Here is a 25,654-nt window from a genome sequence, read left to right as displayed (position 1 = left end):
GAGACGGAAATGCGCCACGGCGATTCGCAGGAACCGAACTCAGTTCGAGCGCGGATTACACCAGTCGAGGGCGTCCCGCACCGCGTCCTTCCGCCCGAGGAACGTCAAGTGGTCGCCGCGCTGGAGCGTGAAGTCGCCGTCCGGCACCTGGTTCTCGCCGTCGCGCCCGACGAGCGCGATGATGACGCCGTTCGGGAGGTCGGCGTCGAGTTCGTCGATGGTGTAGCCGACGAGCTCGTCGGAGGTCACTTCGACCTCCTGGACGTCGCCCGAGCGCCCGATTTCGGTCATCCAGTTGGCGAGCGCGGGGCGCTCGATGATGTTGTCGATGCCCCACGCGGTGGCGAGCGACGAGGAGACGGTGCGCACGCCGAGGTCCTCGAAGGCGTCGACGTTGTCGGGGTTGTTCGCGCGAGCGATGATGGTTTCGACCTCGAACTTCGATTCCGCGAGCTGGGCGACCAGCAGGTTCGCGTCGTCGTCGCCGGTGGCGGCGACGAGGATGCGGGCGTTCTCCGCGCCGGCGGCACTCAGTTCGTCGGTGTCGGTGCCGTCGCCCTTGTGGACGGAGAACCCCTCGTTTCTGGTTCGTTCGACCATCTGTTCGTCCTGCTCGACGATGACGACGTTCTCACCGCGGTCTTCGAGGCGCTCGGCGAGCGCTCGACCGACGGTGCCGCCGCCGACGATGATGACACGCATTGGTATGACGTCTAAGGCTTCCGCGATGTGTCTGGCGAACCCTCCCTCGAAGACGACCGTCAGCAGAATCGTGAGGAAGACCGTGCCGACGAGGAGGTTCGCGGCGTCCTCCATGCCGACGGCTCGGAGTTCCGCGGCGAACAGCGTCGCGACGGACGCCGGGATGATGCCGCGGGGGCCGACCGCGCTCATGAACGCGCGTTCGGCGGTCTCGTAGCGGTCGCTGCCGGTGGAGGCGAACACGGCGACCGGTCGGATGACGATAGCGACCAGCGCGGCGACCGCGAGGCCGCCGACGCCGAGGTCGAGGAGGGTGTCGAAGGAGAGCAACGCGGCGAGCGCGATGAACACGAACGAGAGGACGACGAGCGTCACGTCGCCCTTGAACGACTCTATCTCCTCCTCGTAGGGGAGGTCCGCATTCCCGAGAATCATGCCGGCGGTCGCGACGGCCGCGATGCCGGCTTCGCCGCGCAGGAAGTCCGCCGCGCCGTACGCGACGAGCGCCCCGGCGAGCACGATGAGGCGGGCGTTCTGGGGGGCGTTCCCTCGGGAGAGGTCGACGTGTCGGAGGAGGTACCAGACGACGCCCGCGACGACCAGTCCGATGAGAACGCCGATGCCGAGGCGTGCGGCGAACTCGTTGACGATGGCGGTACTGGAGAGGTCGGGGTTGACGACCACCTCGAAGACGACGATGGCGAGGATGGCCGCGGTCACGTCGTTGACGACGCCCTCGGTCTCCAGTGCGGCCTCGACGCGGTCTCTGACCGGGACGACTTCGAGAATCGGCGTGATGACCGTCGGGCCGGTGGCGACGAGGAGGCTCCCGACGAGGAACGACATGTCCCACGCGGCGCCGAGCAGGAAGCGGACCGCAATCGCGGTCCCGACGAGCGCGATGCCGGCGCCGAGCGTGACGAGGCGGAGCGTCGCGCCGGGTGCCTCCCGCAACTTCGAGAGTTTCAGGTGGAACGCGCCCTCGAAGACGATGATGGCGACCGACAGCCCGACGATGCCCGACAGCGACCCGATGCCGCCGAAGGACTCGAGCGTGACGACACCGAGCACCTCGGGGCCGACGGCGATGCCAGCGAGGATGAGAAACAGCACGCTGGGCACTTGGAGTCTGTCGGCGACGACCTGTGCGGCGACGCCGAGTGCGATGATGGTGGCGACCAGTGGGATTATCGACGAACTCACCAGTCTCCCTCCGAATTCGGCATCGTGACCGATTTTGCCGCCTGCCCGTATAAAAGAGCCGGGTTGCGGCGAGGGGTGCCGACCCCGTTACTCGGCGTAGATGTCGCCGATGTCGTCGGCGAACCGGTCGAGGATGTTCCGGCGTTTCTTCTTCATCGTCGGCGTGAGCATGTCGTTGTCCTCGGTGAACTCCGTGCCGACGAGGCGGAACTGCTTGATCTGCTCGTAGGACTCGAAGTTCCCGTTCACGTCGTCGACCTCGCGCTGGATGCGCTCTTTCACGCGGTCGTCGCGACAGAGCGCCTGCCTCTCCTCGGGCAATTCGATTCCTTCGGCGTCGGCCCACTTGCGGATGCCGTCGACGTTCGGGACGATGAGCGCGGAGACGAACTTGTGGCCGTCACCGACGACCATGCACTGTTCGACGAGCGGGCTGGCGGCGAACGCGTCCTCGATGGGGCCGGGGGCGACGTTCTTCCCCGTCGACAGCGTGAGCAGTTGTTTCGCGCGTTCGAGGAAGCGGACGTAGTCGTCCTCCCGCACCTCGACGACGTCGCCGGTGCGGAACCACTCGCTTCCGTCCTTCTCGACGAACGCCTCGTCGCTGGCTTCGGGGAGGTTCCAGTAGCCGTCGAACACCTGCGGGCCGCGCACGATCAGTTCGCCGACGCGGCCGTCGTAGCGGTCGCGCTGTTCGGGGCTGGCGACCGACGAGTCGACCGCGATTTCGGTTTCGGGGAGCGGCGGGCCGATGGTGCCGACCTGCGGGCGCTCGGGCGGGTTCACGCTGATGACTGGACTCGTCTCGGTGAGACCGTACCCCTCCAGAATCGGGAGGCCCATGCCGTGGTAGAGCGCACAGAGGTCGGCGGACAGCGACCCGCCGCCGGAGATGAAGAACTCGATTTCGCCGCCGAGCGCGTTCCGGACCTTCTGGAAGACGAGTTTGTCCGCGACGGCGCGCTTCCCGCGCAGGAGCAGGCCGGGGTCGTCGGTCTCGTGGTACTCGCGGCCGACGTCGGTCGCCCACTCGAAGATGCGTTCTTTCGTCGGGGACTCGGTGGCCTGGTCGCGGACGGCGTCGTACAGTTTCTCGTAGACGCGCGGGACGCTCGTCCCCGTCGTCGGTTCGAACAGCCCGAAGTCCTCCTGGAGGGTGTCCGGCGACTCGGCGTAACAGACGTGCGCGCCGGTGGTGAACATCAGGTAGTGGCCGGAGAGGCGCTCGAAGACGTGCGCGAGCGGGAGGAAGGAGACGTGTCGGTCGTCGGGCGTAATCGCGGGCAGACCCTGCTTGTCGGGTCGCGGCCCGAAGCGCTTCCGGCACTGGTTGACGTTCTCCCGGAAGTTCTCGTGGGTGAGCGCGACGCCCTTCGGTTGGCCGGTGGTGCCCGACGTGTAGATGAGGCTCGCGAGGTCGTCGTACTCGGTGGCGTCCACCCACGACTCGTAGGTCTCGCGGTCGTAGGTCTCGCGGCCGCGCTCGTACACCTCCGAGAGCGGGATGGCGTCGCCGTCGGCGACGTGGTCCATGGTGACGACGAACTCCAGGTCGAGGTCGTCCTCGACCTCGCGGACGCGGGCGAGCAGTTCCTCGTTCTCCACGACGACGCCGACCGCGCCGCTGTCCCCGAGCAAGTGTTTGACCTGCCGGGGGCTGGAACTGGCGTAGACGGTGGTGACGGCGCCGCCCGCGGCGAGCACGCCGAAGTCACACTGCGCCCACTCCATGCGCGTGTGGGCGAACATCCCGACGCGGTCGCCGGCTTCGACGCCGAGGTCGCGGAACCCCGCCGCGAGGTTCCGCACGATGTCCCGCATCTCGCCGTAGGTCACGTCCTCGAAGTCGCCGTCGGGCGCCGGCGGAAGTACGTCCGGCGTGAGCGTGCGGTCGTAGACGCCGCCCTTGTACCCCTGGGCGGGGCGGTCCGTGTGGCGCGCGGCGGCCGCCTCGAACGTGCGAGGGAGTGTCTCCCGTGCGATGGTGTCGTCCTCGTACTCGCGTTCCGCCTCGCGGAAGTTCATGGCCCCAACTATTCCTCCTGGGTCTTAAGGTATCGCAGAACCCCACGGACGTTCATTGCAGTTTCCGCACTCGCCTTGTGGTCGCCCCAGACCTCCGCGACCTCCGTAGACGCCGCGAAGTGGTCGATAGCGGCTTCCTCGCCGCCCCGTTCGACGACTTCGTACTTCACCGCATCCACCCAGTCTCTGAGCACTTGCTCGTACTGCTTGAGCACGGCGTCGGTGTCGTCGGGGCCGGGACCGAAGTGCGCGTACAGCAGGACGTCGGGGTCGAGGCGTCGAATCAGCTCCACGTCGTCGATGCACTGTTCGAGGTCGAAGTTTGGCGGCGGGCTCGTCTCCCGAACGCGGTCCTGCGACGGCACCCAGATGCCCGCCGCGTCCGCGGTGAACACGGCGTCACACGAGTGGTCCTCGAAGACGACCTGGTGGGGAGCGTGGCCGGGCGCGTGGTGGGCCGTCAGTTCGCGACTCCCGAGGTCTATCGCGTCGCCGCCTTCCAGTTCCACGATGCGGTCCTCGGGGACGGGCTTCGGCTCGGTGTAGTACTGCCACTGGTCGCCGACAGCCTCCTTCGTCCCCGCGACGAGGCGCTCGGGGTCCACGAGGTGGCGTGCGCCGATTTCGTGGACGTACACGTCCGCGTTCGGGCACTCGGCCGCGAGGAACCCCGCGCCGCCCGTGTGGTCGAGGTGGACGTGCGTGACGAGAATCGCTTCGAGGTCGTCGGGCGCGATTCCCTGCTCGTCGAGCGCGTGCAGGATGCGCTCGTAGTTCGTGCCGATGCCGGTGTCCACTATCGCGGGCCGGTCCGCGTCGATGACGTAGACGGAGCCGTACTCGGCGGTGTCGTACATGCCGGTGTCCACGTAGGAGACGCCGGGACACTGTTCGACGTCGGTGACGTCGCCGGGAGTCATACGTCCAAGCGGGAGGGCCGCGAGGAAAAGCGTTCGCGTCGCGGCGCCCCGCGAAGGCCTCACAGGGATGCGATACGTTCTTGCCGCGGCCCGGCGAACCGACGTGCAAATGCTGAGCAGACAGTTCGTCCGCGAGAACCCCGACACCGTGCGGGACGCCCTCGAGAAGAAGGGCGTGGACGCGGACCTCGACCGAATTCTGGAAATCGACGAGGAGTGGCGCGAACTCAAGGCCCGCGGCGACGAACTCCGCCACGAGCGAAACGAGGTCTCCTCGAAAATCGGCCAACTCAAGCAGGAGGGCAAAGAGGAGAAAGCCCAGGAGGCCATCGAGCGCTCGGGCGAACTCAAGGACGAACTGGAGGACGTGGAGGCGCGCGCGGACGAACTCGAAACGGAACTGGAGCGCCGCCTGCTCACGCTCCCGATGGTGCCCCACGAGGACGTGCCCGTCGGCGCTACCGAGGACGAGAACGTCGAGCGCCGCCGCGAGGGGTTCGACGACCTGCGCGAGTTGCCCGACGAGGTGGTCCCGCACTACGACCTCGGCGAGGAACTCGACGTGCTGGACTTCGAGCGCGGCGCGAAGGTCTCGGGCGGCGGCTTCTACTTCTCGAAGGGCGCCGGCGCGCGCCTCGAACACGCCCTCGTCCAGTTCATGCTCGACCTCCACCGCGAGCAGGAGTACGTGGACGTGTTCCCGCCGATTCCCGTGAACTCGAAGTCGATGGAGGGCACCGGCCAGTTCCCGAAGTTCGTGGAGGACGCCTACCGCATCGGCGACGTGAACGAGGCCGACTACGAGGACGACGACCTCTGGCTCCTCCCCACGGCGGAGGTCCCGGTGACGAACATGTACCGGGACGAGATTCTGCTCAGCGACGACCTCCCGCTCAAACACCAGGCGTACTCGCCGAACTTCCGCCGGGAGGCCGGCGAACACGGCACGGAGACGCGAGGTATCGTGCGCGTCCACCAGTTCAACAAGGTGGAGATGGTGAACTTCGTCGAACCCGACGAGTCCTACGAGCGCTTCGAGGGCCTCGTCGACGAGGCCGAGGAGGTCCTGCGCCGCCTCGACCTCCCGTACCGGATTCTGGAGATGTGTACCGGCGATTTGGGCTTCACGCAGGCGAAGAAGTACGACATCGAGGTGTGGGCGCCCGGCGACGACATGGAGGACGGCCCCGAGGAGGGCGGGCGATGGCTCGAGGTCTCGTCGGTGTCGAACTTCGAGGACTTCCAGGCGCGCCGCGCCGGCATCCGGTACCGGCCCGAGCGCCACGAGTCGGCGGAGTACCTCCACACCCTGAACGGGTCGGGGCTCGCCATCCCGCGCGTGATGGTCGCGATTCTGGAATACTATCAGAACGACGACGGCACCGTCGACGTGCCCGAACCGCTCCAGCCGTACATGAACGGGCAGGAAGTCATCGAGGGCACCCGGAAGGTCGGCGAGAGCGCACTCGGGGACGGGGAGCGCGAGGCGTGAGCGAAGCGAACGCCTCGGAATGCGCGAGCGGTGGAGCGTAGCGGAACCGCGAGTAGCGTGGTTCGGAGCGAGCGCAGCGAGCGAGAACCACGGAAACGCGAACGGTGAACGAAGTGAGCCGTGAGCGACGCGGGCGCGAGAGTGGGAGCGAGCGCAGCGAGCGAGAACCGCGGAATACGACCGTCTCGCGATTAGTCCACGTACGTTCGCAGTTTCTGTATTCTGCCGTCCGCTGTCTCGAAGACGTCCACGAACGAGAACATCGGGCCGTCCGTCGCGACCAGTCGCCCTCGGGCCGCGACGCCGCCGGCGCCGTCGTACACCGCGTCGAGGACGTGCTGGGTGTCGGTGCGGGGGCGGTCGTCGCGCATGAACGCGACGAACGCGTCCCGGCCCTCGTGAGTGAGGTCGGGGCGCACCTGCACGAAGTCCGCGGCGAGCACGTCCCGGAGGGCGTCGTAGTCGCCGTCGTCGATGGCGTCGTAGTACGCCTGCACGAGGGCGTCGTCGTCCATGTCCGGAGGGAGGCGGCGGGGCGACAAGAAACCGAGGGGCCGATGGTTGAGCGACGCGAGGGCGTGCCGGCGAGCGAGTCGCTTTTCCAGTACGGCGACCAAGCGAACGTAGAATCGTGGACTTACACGTCCGGTACGAGGGGGACGACGACCCCGAGAAGTGTACGGCGCGCCGCCTCGCGAAGTTCGACGAGGCGACGCTCCACCGGTCGGCGCGCGAGACGCCGTACGGCGTGGTGTTGAATCCGCACGCCGAGCAAGCGCTGTCGCCGGCCGACGACACCGGAACGCTGGTCGCGCTGGACTGCTCGTGGGAGACGGCCGAGCGCGCGATGTTCGAGATGGACGGCGAACACCGCGCGCTCCCGTTCCTCGTGGCCGCCAATCCCGTGAACTACGGGCAGCCGTTCCAGTTGAACACGGTCGAGGCGTTCGCGGGCGCGCTCGCCATCCTCGGTTACTGGGAGCGCGCGGAGGCCGTGCTGTCGCACTTCTCGTGGGGGCGCACGTTCCTCGAACTGAACGAGGAGCCACTCCGGCGGTACAGCGAGTGCGAGGACTCCGCGGACGTCGTCGCGGTGCAGGAGGACTACCTCGCGGACGACGAGTGAGCGAGGGGGCCGAGCGCGGCGTAGTTCTTTCTCGGAAGGCGTCGTAGGTGGTGTATGCCGCGACGCGCGAACTACGCGCTCCACTTCCTCGGGGCGCACCTCGGCCGCGATAAGGACGCACTGCGAATCGACTGGGCGGAGTTCGCGGGGCGCCGAGCGGAGTTCACCTTCGACGTGGAGACCGACGACCCGACGGACGCCTACGTCCGCCTGCAGGCCTACGACATCGGCGTGTACGGCCACGAACTCGTGTTGAACGACGAGCCCCTGACGGGGTTCGACGTGCCGCCGTCGAACGGCTGGCAGACGTGGATGGACGCGGTGACGGGCGCGACCCTCCAGGAAGGCGAGAACACGCTCGCCGTCGTGCGAGACCCGGAGTCCCACGACGAGTTCGCAATCGGGAACGTGGCGGTCCACTGGCGGGAGCCGGCGCCGCCCGCGCCGTGACGCGCGTTCCGAACCGCTTAAACGCGCCGCGAGCGAACCCCGGTGCATGAGCGAGACCATCGAGGACCGTCTGCTGGGCAAGCAGATCTGCATGCGGTGTAACGCGCGCAACGCCAAGGAAGCCGAGCAGTGCCGGAAGTGCGGCTACAAGCGACTCCGCCCGAAGGCCAAGGAGACGCGCTCCGCGTAACCGATTCGGCTTTCTCGCGGTCGTTCACGACCGAGCAGCGACGCGTCGGTCCTACTCGGCGCGCCACTCGTCTTCGAGGACGCCGTAGTACCGCACGTCGTGGTAGTCGCCGTCGAGGTACATCTCGTCACGGTGCGTGCCCTCCAACTCGAAACCGAGTTTCTCCCAGACCGCGGCCGAGGCGTCGTTGAACTCGAAGACGCGCGCGACGACGCGGTGGCGGCGGTGCTGGTCGAACGCGTAGTCCGTCACGAGTTCGGCGGCCTCGGTGCCGTACCCCTCGCCCCAGTGCTCTTCGGCGACGAAGATGCCGATTTCCACGCTCCCGTTCGGGTCGTCGACGCCCTCCAAGCCGACGCTCCCGACGGCGTCCCCGTCGACGGCAATGACGAAGTCGACGCTGCCGTTGTCGGCGCTCGCGCGCTCCTCGTACCACTCTCGTTCCTGTTTTTCGGTGAGCGGTTTGCGCGCGCCGATGTTCGACCAGACGGCGGGGCTGTTGACGGTTCGCTGGAGGAACTCGACGTCCTCCTCGTCGACCGCACAGAGGTCGACGCTGTCGCCGGAAATGAACGTAGGGCCGGGCATACCAGAGCGAACGCGGAGCCCCCGAAAAAGGCTTCCCGTCGTCTGTCAGTCGTTGGCTAGTCGTCGTACTTCGGTTCGCGGCGCTCGGCGCGTTCGAGCGCGCGCTCGACGACCCCCCGAACGTCGCCCTCGAAGACGCCGCCGTGCCCCGAGTACATCTCGGAGACGGAGTCGGGCAACCGCGCGAGCAGTTCGCGGACGCTCCCGATGAGTCGCTCGCGGGACTGGCCGGGCATGTCGGTGCGCCCGAAACTGCCGTCGTCGAACGCGCCGTCGTCGTGGACGACCACGTCCCCGGAGAACAGCGCCGTCTCGGAGACGAGCGAGACGTGGTCGGGGGCGTGTCCGGGCGTGAACACCACGTCGAAGTCGTCGTCGCCGATTCGGACCGTATCGCCGTCGGCGAGTTCGTGCGTTCGCAGGGTGTGGTCGGCGAACGCGTACACGTCCGGGTCGAAGGCGTCCACGACGGCGTCCAACTGCTGGACGTGGTCGCCGTGCTGGTGAGTGAGCACGACGCGGTCCACGTCGTCGACGTGGCTGCGAATCTCGTCGACGACGCCGTCGTAGGCGCCCGCGTCCACGAGCGTCGTGGCGTCTCCGGGCGCGAGGTAGGCGTTGCACGTGAACGTCTCGGCGGCCTCCGTGACGTGTCGTACGTCCATGCGTCACGGAACGCGCGCTCGCATCCTAAAGCCGGCGGGAAACTTTAGTGACTGAGTGTCCTATCTGCGAGTGTACCATGGGTTTCGGGAGCTACGACGAATCCGAACAGGACGCCCAGTCTCTCGACTCCGAAGACGTCGACCCGGACGAGGGCCTGGACACGTCCGAGCACGAACACGACGGGGGCGTGGACTACGAAATCGGCGCGTCCAACGACGAACTGCTCGACCGGCTACAGGACATCAAAGAGTAGTAGCGCCGTGAAGTCCGGGACGCGCGCGCTCGGCGTCGCCGAGTCCTACAGCGGTAGCCAGTCGACGCTCGGCGGCGTCGTCGTTCGCGCGTCCCGCGTCGTGGACGGCTTCTCCTTCGCTTCGTGTACCGTCGGCGGAACCGACAGCACCGACGCCGTCGTGGACTGCTACCAGAAACTGGACCGCGAGGACGTGCGGTACGTCCTCGTCGCGGGCGTCGCGCCGGCGTGGTTCAACGTCGTCGACCTGCACGCCGTCCACGAGGCCACTGAGCGCCCCGTGCTTTCGGTCTCCTTCGAAGCGAGCGACGGCCTCCGGGACGCCATCGAGCGCGAGTTCTCGGGCGAGGAGCGCGACCGCCGGCTCTCGGTGTACGACGCCCAGCCCGAGCGCGCGCCCGTCGACGTGAACGACCAGCGCGTGTTCGTTCGGAGCGTCGGCTGCGAGAACCCGGCGGAGGTCGTGCGCGCGTTCACGCCCGAGGGCGGCAGACCCGAGCCGCTGCGGGTGGCGCGGCTGGCGGCGCGCGCCGCCGACAAACGCGAGGCGGCGATGGGAGCGAGCGGCGACCGACGGGAGCCGTGAGCCGGGGCTTTCGAGTCGGCGCCGAAACGGTCTCGTCACACGCGCGCAACTCGATGGAACGCTTAACACGACGTGAGTGAGAGTTGGGAGCATGGACGAGATGGACGGGCTCGACGTGGTCGCGTGTACGAAGTGCGCGGACCTCGTGGAGTCCCGGAGTCGCATCGTCAACGGCGACGGCCCCGAGGACGCGGACGTGTTGTTCGTCGGCGAGGCGCCGGGCGCGAACGAGGACGAGGAGGGCGTGCCGTTCGTCGGGCGCTCGGGGGACGTGCTCGACGTCGAACTCGCGGACGCCGGGCTCTCCCGGGACGCGATTCGCATCACGAACTGCGTTCGGTGTCGCCCCCCGGACAACCGCGACCCGCGCAGCGAGGAACTCGCGAACTGCCGGCCGTACCTCGAACGCGAAATCGACCTCGTCGACCCCGAAGTCGTCGTGACACTCGGGAAAGTTCCGGGCGAACACTTACTCGGACGCGACCTCGCGGTCACGAACGAGGCCGGCACCGTCGAGCGCGTCGAACTCGGCGGCCAAGCCCGCGACGTGCTGGTCTGTCTCCACCCGGCGGCGACGCTGTACGACGCGAGTCAGAAGGAGACGTTCAGGGAGACGATAGCGAAAGCGGCGACGATGGCGGGCGCGGAGGGCGGGCAGTCCCGGTTAGGGGACTACTAGTCGTTCTTCGAGCGGTTGCCGACGCCGAGCCACTTGCCGGGGTCGAAGAGGTCCCGGACGGCTTCGACGAGGCTCTTCCCGGAGTGCTCGCCGGGGCGGAGCCGTGCGCGGATGCGCGAGGAGATGAGTTCGATGCCGAGCACCACGACGAACACCATGATGAGGCCCGCCGCGGTCTGCTGGAACTGGAAGAGATTCTGGCTGTTCTTGATCATCAGCCCGAGGCCGCCGGCGCCGACGACGCCGAGGCTGATGGCGATTCGGGTGTTGATTTCGAGGATGTACAGCGTCCACGCGATGAACGACCGGGAGACCTGACTGAGCATCCCGAAGCTCACGGTCTGCGTGCTGGACGCCCCGGTAGACCGGATGGCCTCGATCGGACCTTCGTCGATTTCCTCGAGGTCGTCGGTGAACAGTCGACCGAGGTTCCCGATGCTGTCGGTCCCGATGGCGAGCACCGCGGTCATCTGACTGGGTGCGCCGATGGGGATGTAGAGGAAGATCCAGACGATAGCGGGAATCGCGCGGATGGCGCTGAGCGTCCCGCGGAAGAGGAAGTTGAACGGGAACGGCGTGACGCGCTCGCTACCGAGCACGCCGAGGATGAGCGCGAACGGGAACGCGATGACGGTCCCCATGAAGCCCAACAGCAGCGTCACCAGGCTGGCTTTCACCAGCGAGAGCCGCGACGACTGCAGGCTATCGATGATGGGCGCGCCGCCGTCGCGGAAGCTCGCCGCAATCGCGCGGAGGCCGGTAATCTCCCGTTCTTTCGTGTAGACGGTGAAACTCTGGAAGTCCGGCGGGAAGAACCCCTGTGCGATGAAGTCGTACATCTGCGGGAACCGGTCGGCGACGACGTAGGCCTGGAAGCCGACGAAGCCCATCCCCCAGTACGTGATACCGAGAACCGCGGCGACCACCACAAACCACAGCACGTAGCGGAGGCGGCGGAGGCGGTCGAGTCCCTGGAGTTTCTCTCGAATCACGGTGTCGGCGGATTCGGAACTCACGCGTGTTCACCTCCGTCGGCCGCCGACTCCTGACCGGTCGCGCTGTCACCGCTCTCAGCGCCCGGTGCGACGAGGCTGCCCTCGTCGTCGTCCTCGTAGTAGATGCGTTCCATCTCGTCCATCGTGAGGTCGTCGGTGTCGCCGTCGAAGACGACTTCGCCGTCGCGGATACCGAGGAAGCGGTCGCCGAACTCCCGGGCGATGTTCACCTGGTGGAGGCTCGTGACCGTCGTGAGGTCCTGTTCGAGCGCCGCCTTCTTCAGGTAGCGCATCACGTCGCGGGCGGCCTTCGGGTCGAGGCTGGCGACCGGTTCGTCCGCGAGCAGAATCTCGGGTTGCTGAACGAGTGCGCGTGCGATGCCGACGCGCTGTTTCTGCCCGCCGCTCATCGATTCGGCGCGTTGGCCGGCCTCGTCGAGCAGGCCAACGGTCTGGAGCGCTTCGAGCGCGCGAACTTTGTCGTCGTCCGACTGGAGGCCGAGCGCGCTCCCCAGGAGCCCGTTCCGGGCGAGCGCGCCGGTGAGGGCGTTCCCGAACGCGCTCTTGCTCTCGATGAGGTAGTGTTCCTGGAAGACCATCCCGACTTCGCTGCGGTTGTTCCCGATTTCCTCGCCGCCGACCCGAACTGCGCCTTCGGTCGGTTCGGTGATGCCGTTCAGCACGCGGAGCATCGTGGATTTCCCCGCGCCCGACGGACCGAGGAGGATTACGAACTCGCCTTCCTCCAGGGTGAAGGAGATGTCGTCGAGAGCGACGGTGTCACCGTCGTATATCTTTGTTACGTTGTCGAATTCGATGGTGGGCATCTGATAACCTCTTGACCGGCAAATTGTGGGGCCGCGGGAAAAACGACCCGAACTAGCGTGACTGACAGCTGGCTAAATCGCTACTCGAAGATCTCCTGGCCGACGCCGAGTTCGTTCGCGACGTCGATGACCGACTGGTAGTCGTCTCTCGTCGCTTCCCGGACGTCGCCGAACCAGAGGTCGTCGTCGGTTCCTTCCTCGCCGTCGGCGCCGTAGTAGATGCTATCCGGGCCTTCGGTGAACGCCTTCTGGATGGCCGTCTTGGCGTCGTCGCTGAGTTCCGGGGAGACGACGATGGGGGCACGCGGGAGACCGGAGTCCTCGTGGAGCGTCGTCGCGACGCTCTGCCACTCCTCGGGGGCCGGGCCGGTCTTCGTGTCGCGGACGAACCCGCCCATCGCGGCGGCGTCGACTTTCCCCTGTTCGAGGAGCGTGTACGAGCCGACGTGGCCGCCGGCGAACCGCGCGTCGAACTCGGCCTGCGAGCCGTTTCCTTCGGGGAGGTCGCCCACGTCGAGGCCGCCTTCCGAGGAGATGCTGTACAGCGGGTACAGCGCGCCGCTGGTGGACAGTCGGTCGGAGAACGCGACTGTCTTCCCGGCGAGGTCCGAGAGTTCGGTGATGTCGCTGTCGTTCGGGACCGCGATGATGCTCTTGTACGTCCAGCCGCCGTAGCCGTAGCGCTGGAGGATGATTTCGGAGTTCTCGGACTTCACGCCGAGCGCGGCCGCGAACGGCCCGGTTTCGGCGACGTCCATCGTACCTTGGCCGAGCGACTGGATGACGGCGCTGTAGTTGCTGCCGATGGTGCCGTCGACCTTGAGGCCCTCCGGGACGTCGTGGTTCTCCCGGAGGTGGCTCCCGATGTGGTCGAGGAGCGGGGAGTACTGGGCGTTGAGGTCCTCCTGGGGGACGGACGGCGAGATGCCGAAGTTGACCTGGCTGTCGCCGCCGAAGGTCATCGAGGCCGATCCGCTACCGCCGCCGCCGATGCCCAGGCAGCCGCTCAGTCCGGTGATTCCGAGGGTCGATGCCGCACCCGCCGTCTTCAGGAAGTCACGTCGGTCCATGGGGGGATACGGGTAGAGATTCTGTAGAATACTGAAAAAGTTTTCTAAACTATCCACAGACGTGTACAGCACCCACAACTCGAATGTGAAGTAATACATAGACCTACCGAGAGGAGGCAGAAATCACCGATGGGAAAGGGACTTGCGCGCGGTGTGCGTAGACGGAGCCATGAGTACGACGGCCACCGACCAGACGACGGCGTCCGTCGTCGTCGTTGACTACGGACTCGGGAACCTCCGGAGCGTCACGCGCGGTCTCGAGCGCGCGAACGCCGCCGTGACCGTCTCCGACGACCCGGGCGCGCTCGACGACGCGGACGGCATCGTCCTGCCGGGCGTCGGCGCGTTCGGCGACGGTATGGAGAACGCAGGCCCGTTCCGGGACGCGCTCGCGGACGCAGCCGACGACGGCCGCCCGCTGTTCGGCATCTGTCTGGGGATGCAGATGCTGTTGACCTCCAGCGAGGAGGCCGAGCGCGCGGGACAGGGCGACGCCACGGGCCTCGACTTGATTCCGGGCCGGAACGTCCGGTTCACCGGCGACGTGAAGGTCCCCCACATGGGGTGGAACGAACTCGACGTGGTTCGGGACCACCCGCTCGTGGAGGGCGTCGACGGCCAGTACGCGTACTTCGTCCACTCCTACTACGCCACCGTCGAGAGCGAGAACCACGTCGTCGCGGAGACCGACTACGGGACGACGTTCCCGTCCATCGTGGCGAACGACGAGGGCAACGTCTTCGGGACGCAGTTCCACCCCGAGAAGTCCGGAGAGACCGGCCTGCGAATCCTCCGGAACTTCGTGGACATCTGCGCCGACCAGTAGCCCGGCACGCCATCGCACACCCGACGAACGCTTTTGTCCGTCTCCGAGAGAGTCGACGTATGACCGCCGTGGAGTACGGTGCGACCGCCGAGGAGTTGTGTTCGCTGTACCGCGAGTACGGCTGGTGGGCCGACCGCGACCCCGAGAGCGTGCGCCGCGCGCTCCAGAACACCGACGAGACGGTGCTCGTCCGCGACGAGGCGGGCGACCCGGTCGGCGCCGCCCGAATCCTCACCGACTACGTCTACTACGCGATGGTGTACGACGTCATCGTCGCCGCCGACGACCGCGGCGAGGGCGTCGGCCGCGAGGTGATGGCCGCCGTCCGAGAACACCCCCGGCTACAGGACGTCGCGCCGTCGCTGCTCGCCCGCGAGGGCCTCGTCCCCTTCTACGAGGCCTGTGGCTTCGAGGTGATGGACGAGGCCATCGAACACCCGGACGGCGACCCGGAACCGCTGTCGTGGATGGTGCATCGGCGACGTGACGACGAGGACGAGCAGAGCGCCTGACGACACAGCCGACAGCGAGCATCCGCGACCCGAGCGGGTCGAAGACCCCGGAAGGGTCGCGGTCCACTCTGCGACCGAGCAGCGCGAGGGAGCAGCGGCCGACGAGCGACTAAGCGCCGAAGGCGCGCTGGAGTGAGGAGTGCTTTTTCCGCAAGTTTTTGCCAGCGCAGGGCGCGCTCTGCGCGCCCAAGCGCAGCAAAAAGTGCGTCTCAGAGGAAGTCCCGGACTTCGCTGTAGAACATGTCGTGGTGGTCGACTTCGCCGACGCGTTCGGCGATGTCGACGGCGATGGCGTGCCAGCAGGATTCGTCGGGGGCGAGGTTGTACTGGGCGTCGTGGCAGTTGCAGGAGCCGTCTTCGACGATGTATTCGTCTTCGTGGCCGACGACGACGGTGAAGTCGTTGTACTGTTTGACGCGGCCTTCGCTGGCGGCTTGGATGGCGCGTTGGCCGCGGTCGCCGTGGTCGGCGAGGAGGCGTTCCGTAATCGGGGCGGTGAGTTCGCCGGTGTCGGCGAGTGCGGTCCGCCAGTCGTCGACCTCAGACACGGGCGTTCGTTGGGTGGGGCGCGGTTTAGCAGGTTCGGTTGGGCGAGGGCGGCGAGTCGTGTGGTGCGTTCACACGTGTCAATCTGATTTCTTAATGATTATTCATTGTACCCACAGCAATATACATGATTAATCATTAACTTTATTCGTGTGGTCCGCGCCTCACAGGTCGCAATGTCCGTAGCAGGCCACCACGGTCCGACACACACCCAGACGCGCACCGCCACCCGACCGCAGACCCCCAGAGAACGCCGATGCCAACCTACACTGACATAGAGAACACGGGCGCCCCAGTCGTCCCCGACATGCGAACCGACTACGACCGCGAGACGTGGCTCGACGAGACCGTCCGCAGCCACCGCCTCGACGAACCGACCGCCGACCCCACCGACCCAACCGATGACTGACGAGTACCCCGACTACACGCGACGAGACATCGACAACCCCGCGGCCCGCGAGTTCCGCGACCTGCTGGACGACCAGTACGTGTTCGCGCCCGGCCTCTACCACGCCCTCGACGCTCGGCTCGCCGAGCGCGCCGGCCACGACGCAGTCTACATGAGCGGCTACTCCACCGTTCTCGGGCAGTTCGGCTACCCCGACCTCGAGATGGTGTCGATGACCGAGATGGTCGAGAACGCCAAGCGAATCGTCGACGCCACCTCCCTGCCGGTGGTCGCGGACTGCGACACCGGCTACGGCGGCGTCCACAACGTCCGGCGCGCCGTCCGCGAGTACGAGAAGGCGGGCGTCGCCGCCATCCACATCGAGGACCAGACGACGCCGAAGCGCTGTGGCCACATCGCGGGCAAGCAGATCGTCTCCCGGGAGAAGGCTCGCGCGCGCTTCGAGGCCGCCGTCGACGCGAAGCAGAGCGACGACACGGTGATTATCGCGCGCACCGACGCCTACGGCTCCGCGAACGGCGACTGGGAGGAACACCTCGAACGCGGCCGCATCTACGCGGACGCGGGCGTCGATCTCGTGTGGCCGGAGATGCCCGACCCGAGTCGGGAGGACGCCGTGGAGTACGCCGAGACCATCCACGAGACCCACCCGGACCTCGATTTGGCGTTCAACTACTCGTCGTCGTTCGCGTGGAGCGAGCAGGACGACCCCCTCACGTTCGAGGAACTCGGCGACCTCGGCTACAAGTACATCTTCATCACCCTCTTCGGCCTGCACTCCGGTGCGCACGCCGTCTACGAGGACATGGTGAACATCGAGGAGAACGCCGAGCAGGCGCAGTTCGACCTCGAAGACCGCTACCTCGGCCACGAGACGGAGAGCCACCACGACCTCTCGCTGGTCTCCCGGTACCAGGACATCGAGACGGAGTTCGACCCGGAGGCCAAGCGCCGCATCGAGCAGTCCGAGGGGTACAGCGAGGACGAGTCCGACCCCATCACGGCCGAGGACGCGGCCGCGGAGTCCGATGACGACTGACCCGACCGCGCGCCACTACGACCGCGAGTTCGTGCGGACGTTCTTCACGTCCCCGACGGCCGTGGAGGGCGGCGACGACTCCGCGAAGATGCTCCGGAGCGCCGCCCGACTCCGGGGGATGGAGGCGCCGGACGTCTGGGTGCCGGACAACGAGGACGCCACCGCGCCGTCGATGCGCGAGCAGGGCGTCGAGAACGTCGTCGAGGTCGTCAGCGAGCACGGCGCCGACTTCCCCGGCGAGATTCACCCGCGGGTCGTCTGGCACCGCGACGACCCCGCGACCCGGTACGCGGGGTTCCGGCAGATGCTCGCGATGGCCGACCCCGACGGGGGCGCCGTCGACCACCTCGACGGCTTCGTGATTCCCGAGGTGGGCGACATCGACGACTGGAAGAAAGCCGACGAGGCGCTCACGAGAGTCGAAACCGAGCACGGCCTCGACCCGGGGAGCCTCTCGATGTCCGTCATCATCGAGAGCGGGGAGGCCGAACTCGCGATGGGCGACATCCGCGAGGAGGCCGGGAAGCCCTCGAACAACCTCGAACGCCTGTTCCTGCTCGTGGACGGCGAGGTCGACTACACGAAGGACATGCGCGGGATGACGCCGACCGGCGAACTCCCGCCGTGGCCCGAACTGCGCCACAACACCTCGCGGGGCGCGAGCGCCGCCGGCCTCATCGCGGTCGACGGCCCGTTCGACGACATCCGGGACGTCGCGGGCTACCGCGAGCGCATGACCGAGAACCGCGCGAAGGGAATGACCGGCATCTGGTCGCTGACGCCGGGACAGGTCGTGGAGGCGAACACGGAACCCCTGCCGCCCGCGTCGGGCTACTGGCTCCTCGACGACGGCGAGGGCGAAGGCGAACTCCGCGCGGAAGACGAACGCTGGGTGTACGACGGGGACGCCCTCGGCCTCGAAGAGACGGGCGACGGCTACGTCCTTCGCGTCGACGGGCGCGAGCAGGAACTCAACGCCGACGACCTTCGCGAGGAACTGCTCAGGCGCGCGGCGTACGTCCCGAGCATGGCCGACATGGTGGACTCGATGGCGGAGTTCGAGGCCGCGAAGGAGGCCGGGAAGGGCGCCATCGCGATGACGCGCGCGGCGACCGTCGAAATCGACGGCGTCCCGGTGGACATCGAGGCCGACCGAATGTGGGACGAGGCCACGTATCAGGCCGCGAAGACGCCAATCGACCTCTTCCAGGACGTCTACGAGCACCGCCCCGACCAGCACGACGCGCTCGCCGACCGGTACGGACGCGAGGTCGTGGAGCGCGCGACCGAACTCGGATAGCGGGTGCGCTCGCCGCGACCGCGCCGCGCCCGCCAACCGTCGTCCTTTTTTCCCGACGCCGCCGAGTAGCGGTATGCTCGTCGAGGAGGGAGGCGTCACCGTGGAGGTTCCGACGGCGTCGGGCGGCGGCGACGGCGCCGCCGACGACGTGTTCTTCAACGAGACGCAGGAACTCAACCGCGACCTGACGGTGGCGACACTGTCGGCGTACCGCGACCGCGAACCGCGCGCCGCGTCCTACCTCGACGCGATGACCGCGAGCGGCATCCGGGGCGTGCGCGCCGCCGCGAACGACTGGGACGCGACGCTCGCCGACCTCGATCCGGACGCCGTCGAACTCGCCCGGGAGAATCTCGCGCGCAACGACCTCGACGGCGAGGTCGTCCAGCGGAACGTCAACAGCCTCCTCCACGACCAAGAGCGCGTGTTCGACGTGGTGGACGTCGACCCGTTCGGGTCGCCGATTCCGTTCGCGGACGCGACGTTCGCGAACGCCCGGAACCTCGTCTGCGTCACCGCGACCGACACCGCGCCGCTGTGTGGCGCGCACTTCGAGTCCGGCGTCCGGAAGTACTCCGCCGTCCCGCGGAACACCGAGTACCACGCCGAGATGGGGCTCCGCGTGTTGTTGTCCGCGCTCGCGCGCACGGCGGCGCGCTACGACGTGGGCGTCACGCCCATCCTGAGCCACGTCAGCGACCACTACGTGCGCACGTACCTCGACCTCTCCCATCGCGCGACGGACGCCAACGAGACGCTCGACGAACTCGGTTACGTCTACCACTGCCAGCAGTGTCTCCACCGCGAGCACGAGTTCGGCCTGCTCTCGGACCCCCGCGACGAGTGTGCGCACTGCGGCGGCGAACAGGTGTTGACCGCCGGCCCGGTGTGGCTCGGCCCGGCCCACGAGGAAGCGTTCGTCGCTCGCGTGCGCGAACACCTCACTGAGGACATGGGGAAGGCCGAGCGCGCGTCGAAACTCCTGACGACCATCGAGGGCGAACTCCACGAGCCGACGCACTTCGACCAGCACCGCCTCTACGGCCGGTGGTCGGAACCCGCAATTGGGATGGACGAGTTCCTCGACCAGTTGCGGGACGCCGGCCTCGACGCCTCCCGCACGCACTTCGGCGGCACGACGTTCAAGACCGACGGAACGCTCGCGGACGTCGAAGCCGCGATTCTCTGAGGCGCGTCAGTAACCCGTTTTATATTTCGGGCCGTCGAAGTCGGTGACGTGACTCGAATCGGACGCGCCGTCGGCGTCGCCAAACGGACGCTCGCGGCGGCCCGCGACGAGCAGGTGACGTTCCTCGCGGCCGCCGTCGCGTACTACGCGTTCGTCTCCGTCATCCCCCTGTTGTTGTTGGGCATTGCAGTGGGGACGGCGTTCGGCGGCGAACAACTCGTCGACGTGGTCGTCGACGGCCTCGAACAGTTCCTCTCCGAGACCGGGCAGGACGCCGTGCGGGACGCGCTCACGAACGCCCGCGGGCGCACCGGCGCGACCGTCGTGAGCGTCGCGTTGCTGACGTGGTCGGGCCTGAAACTGTTCCGCGGACTGGACGTGGCGTTCTCCCAGATTTACGGCTCCGACTTCGTCGAACCGCTCCCGAAACAGCTGTTCGACGCGCTCGTCGTCCTGCTCACGATTCCGCTCGCGGTCGCCGCGTCGGTCGCCATCGGCGTGCTCGCGCCCTCGCTCGGGATGGTCCCCTACGTCAACGCCACCGCGAGCGTGACGCTGTTCCTCTCCCTGACCCTGCTGTTCCTGCCGGCGTACTACGTGTTCCCGGACGTCCCGATGACCGCGGGCGACGCGCTCCCCGGCGCGGCGTTCGCGGCGTTCGGCTGGACGGTGCTCGCGGAGGCGTTCCGCGTGTACGCGAGCGTCGTCAGCCTCGAAGTGTACGGCCTGCTCGGCGCGGCGCTGTTGTTCGTCACCCTGCTGTACTTCGGCGGCATCGTTATCACGGTCGGGGCGGTACTCAACGCCGTGCTGTCGGGACGAACTGACGACGAGGCCGAGGTCGAGCGCGAACCGCCCGACGAGGCGCCGGACGTCGCGGAACTCGGCGCGGAAGTCGAGGCGCTCCGCGAGGAACTCGACGCCAAGACCGTGAGCAAATCGGAGTTGGAGACGGACCTGAAACAGTACGTCCGCACCCGACTCCGCCGCGGGAAGGCGCGAGGCTGGGGGCCGTACCTCGTGTTGCTGTACGGCACCGCGATGACCGTCGGCGCGTTCGCCTACCTCTCCGGCGGGTGGGCGATACTCGCGATGGTCGTCGTGTGGCTCTCGACGCTCGGTCTCTACACGCTGATGGTGTTGTTCGGCGTCACCGCGAGCGCGTTCGGACTGCCAGGGCGAGTCGCTGACCGCGTACGGTCGTGGCGCTCATGACCGGACGCGGTGTCGGCGTCACGGACGCTATCGCCGGGAGCGTCCCCGACGCCCTCGTCCCCGCGCTCGTCGCGCTGACGTTCCTCGGGAGCACGTGGTTCATCACGACCGTCGGCCCCGCGCTCTACCTGTTCGGGCCGCGGCGCTCGTGGCTCTCCCGCCGGAACGGCGCGCGCCTGCTCGCGGTGAGCATCGGCGCGCTCGCGCTCGTCGTCCTCACGAAGGGCGCGTTCGCGGAGCCGCGCCCGCCGGAGACGGTGATGCTGATAGCCGAGGACGGCAACGGCTTCCCGAGCGGCCACGCCACCGGCGCGGCGGCGTTCTACGGCGCCGTCGCCGCGCTCCTCGGCGTCGGCTCTCGGGCGCGACGCGCGCTCGCCGCGGGCGGCTTCGTCGTGTTCGTCGCGTTCACGCGCCTCGCGCTCGGCGTCCACTACCTCGTGGACGTGGTCGCGGGGACGGCACTCGGCCTCGCGTTCGTCGGCGTCGCGCTCGCGCTGACGCGGCGCCGCGTCGCGTACGGCTTCGCGCTCGCCGTCGCGCTCGCCGTCGCCGCTGTCGGCCTGCTCGGCCCAACCGAGGACGCCGTCGCCGCGCTCGGCGGGACGGTCGGCGCGCTCGCCGGGTGGCTGGTCGTCGACTCGCGGAACGCGCTCGACGCGCCCGTCCGCACCGCGCCCGCGCTCGCGGCGGTGGCGGTGCTCGGCGGGTCGGCCGCGCTCACGCTGAAAATGGAGGCCGCGGCGCCGGTAATCGTCGGCGCACACGCCCTTGCGGGCGTGGCGTTCGTCGCGCTGCCGGCGGTTCAGAACGTCTCGAGGTAGCGGTCTTTCTCCCAGCCGGAGACCGAGGCCTTGTACTCCGCGAACTCCTCGCGTTTCGCTTCCACGAACTTCTCGGTGACGTGCGGGCCGAGCGCCTCGGCGACGACCTCGTCGTCTTCGAGCGCCGTGACAGCCTGCCCGAGGTTGCCGGGGAGCGTGGTGATGCCGTACTCGTCGCGTTTCTCCTCGTCGAACTCGTAGATGTCCTCGCGGACCGCGTCGCCCGGGTCGGCGCCGTTCTCCATGCCGTCGAGGCCCGACGCGATGACCGCGGCGAGCGCGAGGTAGGGGTTACACGACGGGTCCGGCGACCGAATCTCGAAGCGCGCGGAGACGCCCGCGGCGTCCGGGACGCGGATGAGCGCGGAGCGGTTCACGTCGCTCCACGCGATGTAGACGGGGGCCTCGTAGCCGGGGACGAGGCGCTTGTAGGAGTTCACCGTCGGGTTCGTGACGGCGGTAAAGGCGGGCGCGTGGTCGAGCACGCCGCCCATGAACGCGTAGGCCGTCTCGGAGAGGTTGAACTCGTCGTCGTCGTCGGCGAACGCGTTGTTGCCGTCCTCGTCGAACAGCGAGATGTGGCTGTGCATGCCCGACCCGTTGATTTCGCCGATGGGCTTGGGCATGAACGTCGCGTGGACGTCGTTCTGCTCGGCGACAGCGCGCACGACGGCGCGGAACGTCGCGATGTTGTCCGCGGCGGTGAGCGCGTCGTCGTACTTGAAGTTGATCTCGTGTTGGCCGTCGGCGACCTCGTGGTGGCTGGCTTCGATTTCGAAGCCCATCTTCTCGAGCGTGAAGATGATTTCGCGGCGGATGTCCGACGCGAGGTCCTTCGGCGCGAGGTCGAAGTAGCCGCCCGTGTCGTGGGGGACGGTCGTGGCCTTCCCGTCGTCGTCTTTCTCGAACAGGAAGAACTCGGGTTCCGGGCCGATGCTCACGGTGTAGCCCATGTCCTCGGCGCGCGAGAGGACGTTCTTCAGGACCTGCCGGGGGCCGCCGGCGAACGCGCGGCCCTCGCGGTCGACGACGTCACAGATGAGGCGGGCGCTCCCGCCCTCGCCGTTGTCGCGCCACGGGAGCACGGCGAACGTCTCGGGGTCGGGGTCGAGGCGCATGTCGGACTCCTGAATCCGGACGAACCCCTCGATGGAGGAGCCGTCGAAGTAGATGCCCTCCGTGAACGCCTTCTCCGCTTGGTGGGCGGGGATGGAGACGTTCTTCACGGTGCCGAGGATGTCCGTGAACTGGAGGCGGAGGAAGTCGATGTTCTGGGCCTCGATTTCCTCGAGTACGTCCTGCTCGCGTTCGGTGAGTTCTGGGTTTCCGTTCGTCATCTCTCTGGACAGAGAGTACGACTACAGCCACCAATAAAGCAGTATCGCTTGGGGTAAGTATCCCTGTCCGCGGTAGAATTGGACATTCGTAAACTTCTATATCGTGGAGTCGGTAGCGGAGTGTATGACCTACGAGCACCTCGACGTCCGCCTCGTGAACGAACTGCTCGGCGACGGTCGCGCCAGCCTCCGTAGCCTCGCCGACGACCTCGACGTCTCGGTCACCACCGTCTCGAATCACCTCCAGACGCTCGAAGACCAGGGCGTCATCGAGGGGTACACGCCCGTCGTGAACTACGACGAACTCGGCTACGACGTCACCGCCATCCTCCAACTCAAAGTCGAGGGCGGCGCCCTCCCCGACATCACCGACCGCCTCCGCGGCCACAAACAGATGGTCTCGGTGTACGAGGTCACCGGCGACTACGACGTGGTCGCCGTCGGGAAGTTCACCGACACCGACGACATGAACGCGCTCATCAAGGAACTGCTATCGGACGCCGACATCAAGGAGTCCTCCACGAGCGTCGTCCTCAACGCCGCCGCCGAGAACGAGCAGTTCGAACTCGACGCCGGCGACGAGTGACGCTCCCGCGGCGCGAGCGTCAGTACGCCACTGACAGCCCGTCGCGCTGGAACCTGTTCGTCGTGTAGTCGACGAGGTCGCCGTCCGCGCGCTCGCTCAGTCGGCGAACGTCCTCGCGGGCCGCGCCCCGGGTCGAAGAGCGAGCACACTACCGCATCGAACGCCGTCGCTACGCGGTCTGCGTCGAAAGAAAACGTCGGCCGGTCAGCGAGCGGTGCGAGACGGAGTGGAAGTGGGTGGCTTCTGGACCGATTTTACATCATGCCGCCCATGCCGCCGCCCATACCGCCGCCCATGCCGCCGGCACCGCCTTCGTCGTCGCCCTTGTCCGTGGACAGGTCGCCCGCGGAGATGATGTCGTCGATTTTGAGGACGAGGTTCGCGGCCTCGCTGGCGCTCGTGACGGCCTGCTCCTTGGCGTGAGCGGGCTCGACGACGCCGGCTTCGAAGGTGTCCTCGAGTTCGCCGGAGAGGACGTTCAGGCCGGTGCGTTCCTCGCCGGACTCGTGTGCGGAGCGCAGGTCGACGAGCGTGTCGATGGAGTCGAGGCCCGCGTTCTCCGCGAGGACGCGCGGGACGAGTTCGACGGAGTCCGCGAACGCCTCGACGGCGAGCTGCTCGCGGCCGGAGACGGAGTCCGCGAAGGTGCGGAGGCGGTCCGCGAGTTCGACCTCGATGGCGCCGCCGCCGGGGAGGACGCGGCCGTCCGAGAGCGTCTGCGCGGACACGTCGAGGGCGTCAGTGACGCCGCGCTCGAGTTCGTCGACGACGTGGTCGGTGGAGCCGCGCAGGAGGATGGTGACGCCGTGGGCCTTCTCGCTGGCGCCCTCGACGTAGAACAGTTCGTCCTCGTCGTCGCGCGTGACGGAGCCGGACGCGACGTCGGCCTCGGTCGCGGCGTCGAGGTCCGTGACGACGGACGCGTCGAGGACGTTCGTCAGGAACTCGATGTCGGACTTCTTCGTGCGGCGGACCGCGAGGATGCCCTCCTTCGCGAGGTAGTGCTGGGCCATGTCGTCGATGCCCTTCTGGCAGAAGACGACGTTCGCGCCGGTGTCGACGATCTGCTGGACCTTCTCCTTGAGCTGTTTCTCCTCCTGGTCGAGGAAGGACTGGAGCTGGTCGGGGCTCTCGATGTTGACCGAGGTGTCGGCTTCCGCCTCCTCGACTTCGACGGCCTCGTTGAGGAGGAGAATCTTCGCGTCGTCGACCGCGGTCGGCATCTCGTCGTGGACCGGGTCCTTGCTGATGGCGGCGCCGCGCAGGAGGTCGCTCTCGCTGGAGGAGCGGCCTGTCTGGGTCTCGATGTTGATGTTGGCGGCGTCGACGACGACCTCGCCGTCCTCGGTCTCGACGGAGACCTGCTTGATGGCGTCGTAGATGATGCCGGAGAGCAGTTCCTTGTCGAGTTCCGCGCCCTTGCCCGTCATGGAGGTCTCGGCGACGGAGCGAATGAGGTCCTCGTCGTCGGGGTCGACGTCGATGGCGATGTTGTCGACTTCCTCGCGGGCCTGTTCGGCGGCGAGGTTGTAGCCCTTGATGATGGCCGTCGGGTGGATGTCGCGCTCGAGGAGTTCCTCGGCGTTCTTGAGGAGTTCACCCGCGATGGCGACAGCCGTCGTCGTGCCGTCGCCGGCCTCGTCTTCCTGGGTCTCGGCGACTTCGACGATCATCTCCGCGGTGGGGTTGTCGATGTCCATCTCCTGGAGGATGGTGACGCCGTCGTTGGTGACGGTGACGTCGCCCATCGAGGAGACGAGCATCTTGTCCATGCCCTTCGGGCCGAGCGTGGAGCGTACGGCGTCGGCGACCGCGCGGGCGGCGGAGATGTTGTGTTCCTGGGCGTCCTTGTCCTTGACGCGCTGTGCGTCGTCGCCCATGATGATCATCGGCTGTCCCTGCATTCGCTGTTGCTGAGCCATGGTGTACCGGATAGATTGAATGTGCTTCTATATAAATGTTTGGCCAATCCAGTCCGGGAGCCACGCCGGTCGTGGACAGCAACCCCGTACGAACATCACCGAGCGGTCCTGAAACACCCGAATAGTGTGATAAGTAGTCACAAGGTTCGCCGGGTAGATGGCGGGCTTTAAGTCTGT

28 protein-coding genes are annotated in these 25,654 nt (G+C 67.5%); 16 read left to right on the top strand and 12 right to left on the bottom strand.

Translation table 11 applies throughout. The features are described 5' to 3' along the window. Window positions 1-39: 39 nt before the first annotated feature. From LT972_RS01135 to LT972_RS01125, 3 genes are all read right to left on the bottom strand, one after another. On the bottom strand, window positions 40-1,905 hold the full coding sequence (locus LT972_RS01135; protein ID WP_232571358.1) for a cation:proton antiporter domain-containing protein: 1,866 nt from the start codon (window positions 1,903-1,905) through the stop codon (window positions 40-42). Window positions 1,906-1,992: 87 nt separating this feature from the next. Next, window positions 1,993-3,930, bottom strand: a complete 1,938-nt coding sequence (locus LT972_RS01130) for an AMP-dependent synthetase/ligase (protein ID WP_232571357.1) — start codon at window positions 3,928-3,930, stop codon at window positions 1,993-1,995. Window positions 3,931-3,938: 8 nt separating this feature from the next. Continuing rightward, window positions 3,939-4,850: an MBL fold metallo-hydrolase gene (locus tag LT972_RS01125; protein WP_232571356.1), complete on the bottom strand. Its 912-nt coding sequence runs from the start codon at window positions 4,848-4,850 to the stop codon at window positions 3,939-3,941. Between the two features lie 109 nt (window positions 4,851-4,959). Between LT972_RS01125 and serS the strand changes: the two genes are divergently transcribed. Next, window positions 4,960-6,342, top strand: a complete 1,383-nt coding sequence (serS, locus tag LT972_RS01120) for a serine--tRNA ligase (protein ID WP_232571355.1) — start codon at window positions 4,960-4,962, stop codon at window positions 6,340-6,342. 191 nt (window positions 6,343-6,533) lie between these two features. On the opposite strand, the gene LT972_RS01115 is transcribed toward serS, so the two are convergent. Continuing rightward, entirely contained in the window at window positions 6,534-6,857 is a 324-nt protein-coding gene (locus LT972_RS01115) for a nuclear transport factor 2 family protein (RefSeq protein WP_232571354.1), read from the bottom strand. Between the two features lie 116 nt (window positions 6,858-6,973). Between LT972_RS01115 and LT972_RS01110 the strand changes: the two genes are divergently transcribed. From LT972_RS01110 to LT972_RS01100, 3 genes are read left to right on the top strand one after another with little or no spacing between them, the layout of a single operon-like run. Beyond that, window positions 6,974-7,468 (top strand): DUF367 family protein, encoded by a 495-nt coding sequence (locus tag LT972_RS01110; protein ID WP_232571353.1) that lies wholly within the window; start codon window positions 6,974-6,976, stop codon window positions 7,466-7,468. Between the two features lie 54 nt (window positions 7,469-7,522). Next, on the top strand, window positions 7,523-7,918 hold the full coding sequence (locus LT972_RS01105; protein WP_232571352.1) for a DUF7383 domain-containing protein: 396 nt from the start codon (window positions 7,523-7,525) through the stop codon (window positions 7,916-7,918). A 46-nt stretch (window positions 7,919-7,964) separates the two neighbouring features. Next, window positions 7,965-8,108: a 50S ribosomal protein L40e gene (locus LT972_RS01100; protein WP_232571351.1), complete on the top strand. Its 144-nt coding sequence runs from the start codon at window positions 7,965-7,967 to the stop codon at window positions 8,106-8,108. 51 nt (window positions 8,109-8,159) lie between these two features. Here LT972_RS01100 and LT972_RS01095 read toward each other — a convergent pair whose 3' ends face one another. Then, window positions 8,160-8,696 carry a GNAT family N-acetyltransferase gene (locus LT972_RS01095; protein WP_232571350.1) on the bottom strand — a complete coding sequence of 179 codons (537 nt, stop codon included), beginning with the start codon at window positions 8,694-8,696 and terminating at the stop codon, window positions 8,160-8,162. A gap of 56 nt (window positions 8,697-8,752) precedes the next feature. Further along, window positions 8,753-9,361: an MBL fold metallo-hydrolase gene (locus LT972_RS01090; protein ID WP_232571349.1), complete on the bottom strand. Its 609-nt coding sequence runs from the start codon at window positions 9,359-9,361 to the stop codon at window positions 8,753-8,755. 77 nt (window positions 9,362-9,438) lie between these two features. Here LT972_RS01090 and LT972_RS01085 point away from each other — a divergent pair, with 77 nt between their 5' ends. The 3 genes from LT972_RS01085 (at window position 9,439) to LT972_RS01075 (ending at window position 10,880) form a co-directional block, all read left to right on the top strand. Next, window positions 9,439-9,615 carry a DUF5786 family protein gene (locus LT972_RS01085; protein WP_232571348.1) on the top strand — a complete coding sequence of 59 codons (177 nt, stop codon included), beginning with the start codon at window positions 9,439-9,441 and terminating at the stop codon, window positions 9,613-9,615. 7 nt (window positions 9,616-9,622) lie between these two features. Beyond that, window positions 9,623-10,201 carry an endonuclease dU gene (locus tag LT972_RS01080; RefSeq protein WP_232571347.1) on the top strand — a complete coding sequence of 193 codons (579 nt, stop codon included), beginning with the start codon at window positions 9,623-9,625 and terminating at the stop codon, window positions 10,199-10,201. Between the two features lie 91 nt (window positions 10,202-10,292). Continuing rightward, entirely contained in the window at window positions 10,293-10,880 is a 588-nt protein-coding gene (locus tag LT972_RS01075; protein WP_232571346.1) for a uracil-DNA glycosylase, read from the top strand. Here LT972_RS01075 and phnE read toward each other — a convergent pair. The 3 genes from phnE to phnD all read right to left on the bottom strand — a co-directional run bounded on the left by phnE (window position 10,877) and on the right by phnD (window position 13,772). Next, window positions 10,877-11,896 carry a phosphonate ABC transporter, permease protein PhnE gene (phnE, locus tag LT972_RS01070; RefSeq protein ID WP_232571345.1) on the bottom strand — a complete coding sequence of 340 codons (1,020 nt, stop codon included), beginning with the start codon at window positions 11,894-11,896 and terminating at the stop codon, window positions 10,877-10,879. The genes LT972_RS01075 and phnE overlap by 4 nt on opposite strands. Continuing rightward, the gene (locus LT972_RS01065) at window positions 11,893-12,702 is read right to left on the bottom strand and encodes a phosphonate ABC transporter ATP-binding protein (protein WP_232571344.1); all 810 of its coding nucleotides are present in this window, start codon (window positions 12,700-12,702) and stop codon (window positions 11,893-11,895) included. The genes phnE and LT972_RS01065 overlap by 4 nt, the downstream gene beginning before the upstream one ends. Before the next feature lie 80 nt (window positions 12,703-12,782). Continuing rightward, the gene (gene phnD, locus LT972_RS01060) at window positions 12,783-13,772 is read right to left on the bottom strand and encodes a phosphate/phosphite/phosphonate ABC transporter substrate-binding protein (RefSeq protein ID WP_232571343.1); all 990 of its coding nucleotides are present in this window, start codon (window positions 13,770-13,772) and stop codon (window positions 12,783-12,785) included. A gap of 169 nt (window positions 13,773-13,941) precedes the next feature. Between phnD and hisH the strand changes: the two genes are divergently transcribed. Together hisH and LT972_RS01050 are read left to right on the top strand one after the other, a co-directional pair. Then, the gene (gene hisH / locus LT972_RS01055; RefSeq protein ID WP_232571342.1) at window positions 13,942-14,598 is read left to right on the top strand and encodes an imidazole glycerol phosphate synthase subunit HisH; all 657 of its coding nucleotides are present in this window, start codon (window positions 13,942-13,944) and stop codon (window positions 14,596-14,598) included. 59 nt (window positions 14,599-14,657) lie between these two features. Continuing rightward, window positions 14,658-15,110, top strand: a complete 453-nt coding sequence (locus tag LT972_RS01050) for a GNAT family N-acetyltransferase (RefSeq protein WP_232571341.1) — start codon at window positions 14,658-14,660, stop codon at window positions 15,108-15,110. 209 nt (window positions 15,111-15,319) lie between these two features. Here LT972_RS01050 and LT972_RS01045 read toward each other — a convergent pair whose 3' ends face one another. Further along, window positions 15,320-15,658: a hypothetical protein gene (locus tag LT972_RS01045; RefSeq protein WP_232571340.1), complete on the bottom strand. Its 339-nt coding sequence runs from the start codon at window positions 15,656-15,658 to the stop codon at window positions 15,320-15,322. A 254-nt stretch (window positions 15,659-15,912) separates the two neighbouring features. Between LT972_RS01045 and LT972_RS01040 the strand changes: the two genes are divergently transcribed. From LT972_RS01040 to LT972_RS01015, 6 genes are all read left to right on the top strand, one after another. Then, window positions 15,913-16,065 carry a hypothetical protein gene (locus LT972_RS01040; protein ID WP_232571339.1) on the top strand — a complete coding sequence of 51 codons (153 nt, stop codon included), beginning with the start codon at window positions 15,913-15,915 and terminating at the stop codon, window positions 16,063-16,065. Beyond that, window positions 16,058-17,104 carry an isocitrate lyase gene (aceA, locus tag LT972_RS01035; RefSeq protein WP_232571338.1) on the top strand — a complete coding sequence of 349 codons (1,047 nt, stop codon included), beginning with the start codon at window positions 16,058-16,060 and terminating at the stop codon, window positions 17,102-17,104. Before LT972_RS01040 ends, aceA begins: the two co-directional genes overlap by 8 nt. Continuing rightward, window positions 17,094-18,404, top strand: a complete 1,311-nt coding sequence (gene aceB / locus LT972_RS01030; RefSeq protein WP_232571337.1) for a malate synthase AceB — start codon at window positions 17,094-17,096, stop codon at window positions 18,402-18,404. Before aceA ends, aceB begins: the two co-directional genes overlap by 11 nt. 73 nt (window positions 18,405-18,477) lie before the next feature. Further along, entirely contained in the window at window positions 18,478-19,593 is a 1,116-nt protein-coding gene (locus LT972_RS01025; protein ID WP_232571336.1) for a tRNA (guanine(26)-N(2))-dimethyltransferase, read from the top strand. A 48-nt stretch (window positions 19,594-19,641) separates the two neighbouring features. Further along, complete coding sequence (locus LT972_RS01020; protein ID WP_232571335.1) at window positions 19,642-20,808, top strand: YihY/virulence factor BrkB family protein; 1,167 nt, start codon at window positions 19,642-19,644, stop codon at window positions 20,806-20,808. Beyond that, the gene (locus tag LT972_RS01015) at window positions 20,805-21,632 is read left to right on the top strand and encodes a phosphatase PAP2 family protein (RefSeq protein WP_232571334.1); all 828 of its coding nucleotides are present in this window, start codon (window positions 20,805-20,807) and stop codon (window positions 21,630-21,632) included. The genes LT972_RS01020 and LT972_RS01015 overlap by 4 nt, the downstream gene beginning before the upstream one ends. On the opposite strand, the gene glnA is transcribed toward LT972_RS01015, so the two are convergent. Then, the gene (glnA, locus tag LT972_RS01010; RefSeq protein ID WP_232571333.1) at window positions 21,614-22,969 is read right to left on the bottom strand and encodes a type I glutamate--ammonia ligase; all 1,356 of its coding nucleotides are present in this window, start codon (window positions 22,967-22,969) and stop codon (window positions 21,614-21,616) included. The two genes, LT972_RS01015 and glnA, sit on opposite strands and share 19 nt — an antisense overlap. 100 nt (window positions 22,970-23,069) lie before the next feature. Between glnA and lrp the strand changes: the two genes are divergently transcribed. After that, window positions 23,070-23,555 carry an HTH-type transcriptional regulator Lrp gene (gene lrp / locus LT972_RS01005; protein ID WP_452176541.1) on the top strand — a complete coding sequence of 162 codons (486 nt, stop codon included), beginning with the start codon at window positions 23,070-23,072 and terminating at the stop codon, window positions 23,553-23,555. A gap of 254 nt (window positions 23,556-23,809) precedes the next feature. Here lrp and thsB read toward each other — a convergent pair whose 3' ends face one another. Then, window positions 23,810-25,477, bottom strand: a complete 1,668-nt coding sequence (gene thsB, locus LT972_RS01000; protein ID WP_232571331.1) for a thermosome subunit beta — start codon at window positions 25,475-25,477, stop codon at window positions 23,810-23,812. Window positions 25,478-25,654: the final 177 nt, after the last annotated feature.

It is taken from the genome of Halobacterium litoreum, assembly GCF_021233415.1.
Classification (GTDB): Archaea; Halobacteriota; Halobacteria; order Halobacteriales; family Halobacteriaceae; genus Halobacterium; species Halobacterium litoreum.
This window is presented reverse-complemented; position numbering and strand designations above follow the sequence as displayed.

Bases quoted from the DNA above. Each gene is read 5' to 3' on its own strand.
- aceA (WP_232571338.1), top strand. From the start codon at position 16,058: ATGACTGACGAGTACCCCGACTACACGCGACGAGACATCGACAACCCC.
- LT972_RS01125 (WP_232571356.1), bottom strand. From the start codon at position 4,850: ATGACTCCCGGCGACGTCACCGACGTCGAACAGTGTCCCGGCGTCTCC.
- LT972_RS01090 (WP_232571349.1), bottom strand. From the start codon at position 9,361: ATGGACGTACGACACGTCACGGAGGCCGCCGAGACGTTCACGTGCAAC.
- LT972_RS01115 (WP_232571354.1), bottom strand. From the start codon at position 6,857: ATGGACGACGACGCCCTCGTGCAGGCGTACTACGACGCCATCGACGAC.
- LT972_RS01015 (WP_232571334.1), top strand. From the start codon at position 20,805: ATGACCGGACGCGGTGTCGGCGTCACGGACGCTATCGCCGGGAGCGTC.
- LT972_RS01100 (WP_232571351.1), top strand. From the start codon at position 7,965: ATGAGCGAGACCATCGAGGACCGTCTGCTGGGCAAGCAGATCTGCATG.
- LT972_RS01105 (WP_232571352.1), top strand. From the start codon at position 7,523: ATGCCGCGACGCGCGAACTACGCGCTCCACTTCCTCGGGGCGCACCTC.
- LT972_RS01085 (WP_232571348.1), top strand. From the start codon at position 9,439: ATGGGTTTCGGGAGCTACGACGAATCCGAACAGGACGCCCAGTCTCTC.
- LT972_RS01050 (WP_232571341.1), top strand. From the start codon at position 14,658: ATGACCGCCGTGGAGTACGGTGCGACCGCCGAGGAGTTGTGTTCGCTG.
- aceB (WP_232571337.1), top strand. From the start codon at position 17,094: ATGACGACTGACCCGACCGCGCGCCACTACGACCGCGAGTTCGTGCGG.
- LT972_RS01040 (WP_232571339.1), top strand. From the start codon at position 15,913: ATGCCAACCTACACTGACATAGAGAACACGGGCGCCCCAGTCGTCCCC.
- hisH (WP_232571342.1), top strand. From the start codon at position 13,942: ATGAGTACGACGGCCACCGACCAGACGACGGCGTCCGTCGTCGTCGTT.
- thsB (WP_232571331.1), bottom strand. From the start codon at position 25,477: ATGGCTCAGCAACAGCGAATGCAGGGACAGCCGATGATCATCATGGGC.
- LT972_RS01095 (WP_232571350.1), bottom strand. From the start codon at position 8,696: ATGCCCGGCCCTACGTTCATTTCCGGCGACAGCGTCGACCTCTGTGCG.
- LT972_RS01025 (WP_232571336.1), top strand. From the start codon at position 18,478: ATGCTCGTCGAGGAGGGAGGCGTCACCGTGGAGGTTCCGACGGCGTCG.
- serS (WP_232571355.1), top strand. From the start codon at position 4,960: ATGCTGAGCAGACAGTTCGTCCGCGAGAACCCCGACACCGTGCGGGAC.
- LT972_RS01075 (WP_232571346.1), top strand. From the start codon at position 10,293: ATGGACGAGATGGACGGGCTCGACGTGGTCGCGTGTACGAAGTGCGCG.
- glnA (WP_232571333.1), bottom strand. From the start codon at position 22,969: ATGACGAACGGAAACCCAGAACTCACCGAACGCGAGCAGGACGTACTC.
- LT972_RS01130 (WP_232571357.1), bottom strand. From the start codon at position 3,930: ATGAACTTCCGCGAGGCGGAACGCGAGTACGAGGACGACACCATCGCA.
- LT972_RS01065 (WP_232571344.1), bottom strand. From the start codon at position 12,702: ATGCCCACCATCGAATTCGACAACGTAACAAAGATATACGACGGTGAC.
- phnD (WP_232571343.1), bottom strand. From the start codon at position 13,772: ATGGACCGACGTGACTTCCTGAAGACGGCGGGTGCGGCATCGACCCTC.